This window comes from Roseisolibacter sp. H3M3-2 (assembly GCF_029211165.1).
In the GTDB taxonomy this organism is placed as follows: Bacteria; Gemmatimonadota; Gemmatimonadetes; order Gemmatimonadales; family Gemmatimonadaceae; genus Roseisolibacter.
Genome location: NZ_JARGEK010000014.1, coordinates 25,282 through 31,325 on the forward strand (window position 1 = coordinate 25,282; position 6,044 = coordinate 31,325).

The window sequence follows — 6,044 nt, forward strand, 5'->3', positions numbered from 1 at the left end:
GTCCCCACGCACCCACGCATCATGGCCACCACCATCTCCCCCCGTGCGCTCCCCATCCGCGAGGACGGCGAGGGGAGCGTGCAGGTCCACCTCGATCCCGCCGAGAAGATCGAGGGGACGCTCGTCGTCGCCGTGTACGGCAAGGGGGGGATCGGCAAGTCCACGACCTCGTCCAACCTGTCGGCGGCGCTGGCGACGCTCGGCAAGCGCGTGCTGCAGATCGGGTGCGACCCGAAGCACGACTCGACCTTCACGCTCACCAAGCGGATGGTCCCGACGGTGATCGACGTGCTGGAGACCGTCGAGTTCCACTCGGAGGAGCTGCGCGTGGACGACTTCGTCTACACGGGCTACCGCGGGGTGCTGTGCGTCGAGGCCGGCGGCCCGCCGGCGGGGACCGGCTGCGGCGGCTACGTCGTCGGCCAGACGGTGAAGCTCCTGAAGGAGCACCACCTGCTCGAGGACACCGACGTCGTGATCTTCGACGTCCTCGGCGACGTCGTGTGCGGCGGCTTCGCGGCCCCCCTCCAGCACGCGCATCGGGCGCTCATCGTCACCGCGAACGACTTCGACTCGATCTTCGCGATGAACCGCATCGTGGCGGCCATCAAGGCGAAGGCGAAGAACTACCGCGTCCGCGTCGGCGGCGTCATCGCCAACCGGTCGCGCGACGTCGACCAGATCGACCGCTTCAACGACCGCGTCGGGCTCACGCTCGCGGCGCACTTCCCCGACTGCGACGCGATCCGCCGCAGCCGCCTCAAGAAGTGCACGATCTTCGAGATGGAGCCGACCGAGGAGGTCGTCGCCATCCAGAACGAGTACCTGCGCCTCGCGCAGTCGCTGATCGACGGGGTGGACCCGCTGCTGCCGGAGCCGCTGAAGGACCGCGAGATCTTCGACCTGCTCGGGTACGACTGATGCCCGCGTCCGCCCTCGGCCGCGCGTACGACGACCGGCGCGCCTGGATCACCGAGTACTTCGACCGCACCGCGCCGGCGGCGTGGGCGCGGCTGACGTCCGACGCGCCGGTGAGCGGGATCCGCCGCACCGTGCGCGCGGGGCGCGATCGGATGCGCGCCACGCTCGCCGCCTGGCTCCCCGCCGACCTGCGCGGCGCCCGCGTGCTCGACGCCGGCTGCGGCCCGGGCGGCTTCGCGATCGAGCTCGGCGAGCGCGGCGCGCGCGTCGTGGCCGCCGACGTCTCGCCGACGCTGGTGTCGCTGGCCCGCGAGCGCGCGGTCAGCTCCTGCGGCGCGCGGCACATCGGCTGGCGCGTCGGCGACCTGCTCGACCCGTCGTTCGGCCGGTTCGACTACGTGGTCGCGATGGACTCGCTGATCCACTACCCCGCCCCGCAGATGCTCGACGCGCTCGACGCGCTCGCCGCGCGCACCCGCGTGGCGGTGGCGGCGACGTTCGCGCCGGCCACGCCGCTGCTCTCGACGATGCACCTCGCCGGACGCCTCTTCCCGCGCGGCGACCGCGCCCCCGCCATCGAGCCGGTCGCGGAGGCGCGCCTGCGGGCGCGGCTCGCCGCGGCGCCGGCGCTGGGCGGCTGGCGCGTCGGCCGCACGGAGCGGGTGGCGTCGGGCTTCTACACCTCGCAGGCGATCGAGCTGACCCGCGCGGCGGGTGACCGCGCGGCGCCGCCCCCCGCGCCCCCGAGCGGGAGTCGGACGACCATCACCCCGGAGGACCTCCGATGACGGCCACCCTGCTCGCCGCGGCGCTCGCCGCCGCCGGCGCCCTCGCCCTCTGGTTCGCCGCCCGGCGGCGCGTCGAGGTGCCCTGCACCCTGGAGCTGGAGGCGACGCAGGAGCGCTTCCACGCCCACGTGCACCTCGAGGGCGTGTCCCCCAACGAGGGGGACGAGGTGCTGGTGCACGGCGCCCCCTCGCGCATCGCCGCCGGCGAGCGGCGCACCATGCGCGCGCACGCGACGGTGCACCAGGCGTCGCTGCCGCGCCGCGCGTGGACGCGGCTGATCGGCACGTCGGAGATCACCGGGCTGTACGAAGTCGGCTTCGAGGGGTGAGGACGCGCCCATGACGACCGCCATCGCGCCGCAGCCCTACGCGGCCCCCAACGAGGCGACCCAGTTCGCCCAGCAGGACGCGACGCTCACGCCGCGCTTCTACACCACCGACTTCGCGGAGCTCGACCGGCTGCAGGTGGACCGCCACCGCGCGCTGTGGGACGAGCTGGTCGCCGAGTTCCGCTCGGACCCGAACAAGGACCACTTCAAGCGCACCGCGGAGTTCGACGCCGACTTCTCGGACATGGACCCGGCGCTGCGCGCGCAGTTCATCGACTTCCTCGTCTCGTCGGTGACCGCGGAGTTCTCGGGGTGCATCCTGTACGCCGAGATCAAGAAGCGGGTCACGAACCCGGACGTGCGCGAGCTGTTCGGCTTCATGAGCCGCGACGAGGGGCGCCACGCGGGGTTCATCAACAACACCCTCAAGGACTTCCGCGTCGCCGTCGACCTCTCGTTCCTGACCCGGGCGAAGAAGTACACGTACTTCAAGCCCAAGTTCATCTACTACGCCACGTACCTGTCCGAGAAGATCGGCTACGCGCGCTACATCCACATCTACCGCAACTTCGAGCGGCAGCCGGACAAGCGCTTCCACCCGATCTTCAAGTGGTTCCGGGAGTGGTGCAACGACGAGTTCCGCCACGGGGAGGCGTTCGCCGTCCTGATGCGCGCGAACCCCGAGACGCTGAGCGGCATCAACAAGTACTGGATCCGCTTCTTCCTGCTCGCCGTCTTCGCCACGATGTACGTCCGCGACCACCTGCGCCGCCCGTTCTTCGAGGCGCTCGGGTGGGACGTCGACGACTTCGACCGGCGCGTCATCCGCCTGACCAACGAGATCAGCCGCCAGGTCTTCCCGGTGGTCGTCGACACCGAGAACGAGAAGCTCTGGGCGCTGTTCGAGCGCCTCTACCGGAACACGGTCGCGATCGAGGCCGCCGAGCGCGCGGGCGGGATCGGCGGGCGGCTGCGCGCCGCCGCGCTCCGCCTCGACTGCGGGGTCACCTTCCTGCGCGCGTACTTCCAGCGCCCGGTCGAGAACGCCCTGCCGGCGGACGTGCGCATGCAGCCGGTCTGGTGAGCGAGAGCGGGCGGGGACCGGCGCCGCGCAGCTGGGGCGACGTGCGACGCGCGTGGATCCGCGCGTCCACGCGCGTCCCCGCGCGCTGGCTCCCGTTCGCCGACGCGGCGACCGAGGAGCTGCCGCTCGGGCGGCTCCTCCGGCTCGGCCTCTTCCAGGTCACGGTCGGCGCCACGCTCACCCTGCTCACCGGGACGCTCAACCGCGTCATGATCGTCGAGCTGGGCGTGCCGGCGTCGCTCGTCGGGTGGATGCTCGCGCTCCCGCTCCTGGTCGCGCCCTTCCGCGCGCTCATCGGCCACTCGTCCGACACGCACCGCTCGGTGCTCGGCTGGCGCCGCGTGCCGTACGTGTGGTTCGGCACGATGATGTCGTGGGGCGGGCTCGCGATCATGCCGTTCGCGCTCATCCTGCTGTCGGGCGACACGCGCGGATCGCGCGGCGAGGCGATCGCGATCTCGGCGCTCGCCTTCCTGCTCGTCGGCGCCGGGATGCACACCACGCAGACCGCGGGGCTCGCGCTCGCCACCGACCTCGCGCCCGCCCGCGTGCGTCCGCGCGTGGTCGCGCTCCTGTACCTCATGCTGCTGGTCGGCACGCTGGTCAGCGCGGCCGCGTTCGGCGCGGCGCTGCACGACTTCGGGCAGATCCGCCTGATCCAGGTGATCCAGGGGTCGGCGGTGGTGACCATGCTCGTCAACGTCGTGGCGCTCTGGAAGCAGGAGCCGCGGCGGCCGATGACGCGCGCCGAGGCGGGCGCGGGGCGGCGCCCGCGCTTCCGCGAGGCCTGGCGCACCTTCGCCGCGGGCGGGCCCGCAGTCCGGCTGCTGGCCGCGGTGGCGCTGGGGACGTTCGCGTTCAACCTGCAGGACGTCCTGCTCGAGCCGTACGGGGGCGAGGTCCTCGCGCTGTCGGTGTCGGGGACGACCTGGCTGACCGCGCTCTTCGCGGCGGGCTCGCTCGCGGCCTACGCCGTCGCGGCGAACCGCATGGAGCGCGGCGGCGACCCGATCCGCGTCGCCGCCGGCGGGGCGCTCGTGGGCGCGCTCGGCTTCGTCGCGGTCATCTTCGCCACCCCGCTGCACGCGCTCGACCTCTTCCGCGCCGGCACGGCGCTGATCGGCTTCGGCGAGGGGTGCTTCGCCGTCGGCACGCTCGCCTACGCCATGGCGATGCCGAGCGGCCAGAGCGGGATCGCGCTCGGCGCGTGGGGCGCCGTCTTCGCCACGAGCGAGGGGCTGGCGCTCGCGCTCAGCGGCGCCGTCAAGGACGCCGTGGACCACCTGGCCGCGCGCGGCGTCCTCACCGGCGGGATGGCCGACCCGTCGGTGTCGTACAGCGTCGTGTACCACGCCGAGATCGCGTTCCTCTTCCTCGCGCTCGTCGCGCTCGGGCCGCTGGTCGCCGCCCGCGCCGCGCCGCGCGCCGACGCCGGGCCGCCACGGTTCGGGCTCGCCGAGCTTCCCGGCTAGCGGTCGTCCACTCCACCCATCGGAGGTCGCATGCAGTTCGCCAACTCGATCGACGTCGCGCAGCTCGCGATCTGGCTGTTCTGGGGCTTCTTCGCGGCGCTCGTGTTCTACCTGCGGCGCGAGGACAAGCGCGAGGGGTACGCGCGCGACTTCGAGAACCCGGGGGGCGTCGCGCACGGCTTCCCGCCCCCGCCCGGCCCCAAGACGTTCATCCACCGCCCCGAGCAGTGACCCGCGAGGACCCCCGACGATGACCATCTCGACCAGCTCCGGCGTCTCGTACTCCCCCGGCTCGCCGATCCAGCCGTCGGGGGACCCGCTGCTCAGCGGCCTCGGGCCGGCCGCCTTCGCCGACCGCTCCGACCACCCCGACCTCACCGCTCACGGCGAGCCGAAGGTCGTGCCGATGCGCGTCGCCCAGAACTTCTACGTCGAGCCGCGCGACCCCGACCCGCGCGGGATGACCATGCTCGGCGCCGACGGCGCGGTGGCGGGCACCGTCGTCGACCTGTGGGTCGACCGCTCGGAGCCGCAGGTGCGCTACTACGAGGTCGAGCTCCACGACGGCGCCGGCGTGGTGCTGGCCCCGTTCGCGGTGTGCAAGGTCGTCGCGCGGCAGGGGATCGTGCGCACGAAGGCGATCCTGGCCGCGCAGTTCGCGAACGTCCCCCGCCCGTCCAACCCCGACCAGGTCTCGCTGCTGGAGGAGGACCGGATCATGGCGTACTTCGCCGGCGGCTACCTCTACGCCACCCCCGACCGCGCGAGGCCGCTCGTATGACCGCGGCGGCCGCGCCGGTCCGCGCCGCGCCGCTCGCCGCCGTGCCGGCGGCGGCGCGGCGCCCCCGGGCCGTCATCCCCGGGATCGGCGAGCCCCTGCCCGCGGGCGAGTCGCTGCTCTGGACCGGGGGCCCCGACCGTGCCGCGATCGCGCGCCGCGTCTGCCACACGCGCGGCGTGGTCGCGTACTTCGGCCTCCTGCTCGCGCTGGCGGCGGCCGGCGGCACGACGGCCGCCGGCGCGGCGCTCCTCGTCGGCATGGCGGTCACCGTGCTCGCGTTCGCGCACGTGTACGCGGCGCTGGTCGCGCGCACCACCGTCTATGCCGTCACCGACAGGCGCCTGGTGCTGCGCATCGGCGTCGCGATCCCGGCGGTGCTCAACGTCCCCCTCGACCGCGTCGAGTCGGTGGACCTGCGCCTCGCGCGCGACGGCACCGGCGACGTCACGATCACGCTCGGCGACGACGCCCGCGTCGCGTACCTGCTGCTCTGGCCGCACGCGCGCCCCTGGCGCTACGCCCACCCGCAGCCGGCGCTGCGCTGGCGCCCCGACGCGGCGGCGCGGCGCGCGGCGGTCGCCGAGGCCGTCCGCGTGGCCCCGCCGCGGCGCGAGGCGGCGCCATGACCCTCCGCATCGGGACCGACGTCCCCGCGCCGCCGCCGCGCGG

Annotated in this window: 8 protein-coding genes; all 8 read left to right on the plus strand. The window is 73.9% G+C overall.

The genetic code is table 11. The annotated features are described in order from the left end of the window. The first annotated feature begins 21 nt into the window (after positions 1-21). Genes bchL through puhB form a run of 8 tightly spaced genes read left to right on the plus strand, consistent with a single transcriptional unit; the run spans position 22 to position 6,001 of the window. Entirely contained in the window at positions 22-921 is a 900-nt protein-coding gene (gene bchL / locus PYV61_RS02830; protein WP_275828105.1) for a ferredoxin:protochlorophyllide reductase (ATP-dependent) iron-sulfur ATP-binding protein, read from the plus strand. Beyond that, entirely contained in the window at positions 921-1,709 is a 789-nt protein-coding gene (gene bchM / locus PYV61_RS02835) for a magnesium protoporphyrin IX methyltransferase (protein WP_275828107.1), read from the plus strand. The genes bchL and bchM overlap by 1 nt, the downstream gene beginning before the upstream one ends. Further along, on the plus strand, positions 1,706-2,038 hold the full coding sequence (locus PYV61_RS02840) for a hypothetical protein (protein ID WP_275828109.1): 333 nt from the start codon (positions 1,706-1,708) through the stop codon (positions 2,036-2,038). The genes bchM and PYV61_RS02840 overlap by 4 nt, the downstream gene beginning before the upstream one ends. A 10-nt stretch (positions 2,039-2,048) precedes the next feature. Then, positions 2,049-3,122: a magnesium-protoporphyrin IX monomethyl ester (oxidative) cyclase gene (acsF, locus tag PYV61_RS02845; RefSeq protein ID WP_275828111.1), complete on the plus strand. Its 1,074-nt coding sequence runs from the start codon at positions 2,049-2,051 to the stop codon at positions 3,120-3,122. 41 nt (positions 3,123-3,163) lie between these two features. Beyond that, positions 3,164-4,594, plus strand: a complete 1,431-nt coding sequence (locus tag PYV61_RS02850) for a BCD family MFS transporter (protein WP_275828113.1) — start codon at positions 3,164-3,166, stop codon at positions 4,592-4,594. A 30-nt stretch (positions 4,595-4,624) separates the two neighbouring features. Continuing rightward, positions 4,625-4,825 carry a hypothetical protein gene (locus PYV61_RS02855; protein WP_275828115.1) on the plus strand — a complete coding sequence of 67 codons (201 nt, stop codon included), beginning with the start codon at positions 4,625-4,627 and terminating at the stop codon, positions 4,823-4,825. Positions 4,826-4,844: 19 nt separating this feature from the next. Then, complete coding sequence (gene puhA, locus PYV61_RS02860) at positions 4,845-5,375, plus strand: photosynthetic reaction center subunit H (protein WP_275828117.1); 531 nt, start codon at positions 4,845-4,847, stop codon at positions 5,373-5,375. Then, positions 5,372-6,001, plus strand: coding sequence for a photosynthetic complex putative assembly protein PuhB (gene puhB / locus PYV61_RS02865; RefSeq protein ID WP_275828119.1), 630 nt, complete (start codon positions 5,372-5,374; stop codon positions 5,999-6,001). The genes puhA and puhB overlap by 4 nt, the downstream gene beginning before the upstream one ends. The last annotated feature ends 43 nt before the right edge of the window (positions 6,002-6,044 follow it).

What these genes read in the sequence shown, in the direction of transcription:
- bchL (WP_275828105.1), top strand. Translation starts at nt 22, where the DNA reads ATGGCCACCACCATCTCCCCCCGTGCGCTCCCCATCCGCGAGGACGGC.
- bchM (WP_275828107.1), top strand. Translation starts at nt 921, where the DNA reads ATGCCCGCGTCCGCCCTCGGCCGCGCGTACGACGACCGGCGCGCCTGG.
- PYV61_RS02840 (WP_275828109.1), top strand. Translation starts at nt 1,706, where the DNA reads ATGACGGCCACCCTGCTCGCCGCGGCGCTCGCCGCCGCCGGCGCCCTC.
- acsF (WP_275828111.1), top strand. Translation starts at nt 2,049, where the DNA reads ATGACGACCGCCATCGCGCCGCAGCCCTACGCGGCCCCCAACGAGGCG.
- PYV61_RS02855 (WP_275828115.1), top strand. Translation starts at nt 4,625, where the DNA reads ATGCAGTTCGCCAACTCGATCGACGTCGCGCAGCTCGCGATCTGGCTG.
- puhA (WP_275828117.1), top strand. Translation starts at nt 4,845, where the DNA reads ATGACCATCTCGACCAGCTCCGGCGTCTCGTACTCCCCCGGCTCGCCG.
- puhB (WP_275828119.1), top strand. Translation starts at nt 5,372, where the DNA reads ATGACCGCGGCGGCCGCGCCGGTCCGCGCCGCGCCGCTCGCCGCCGTG.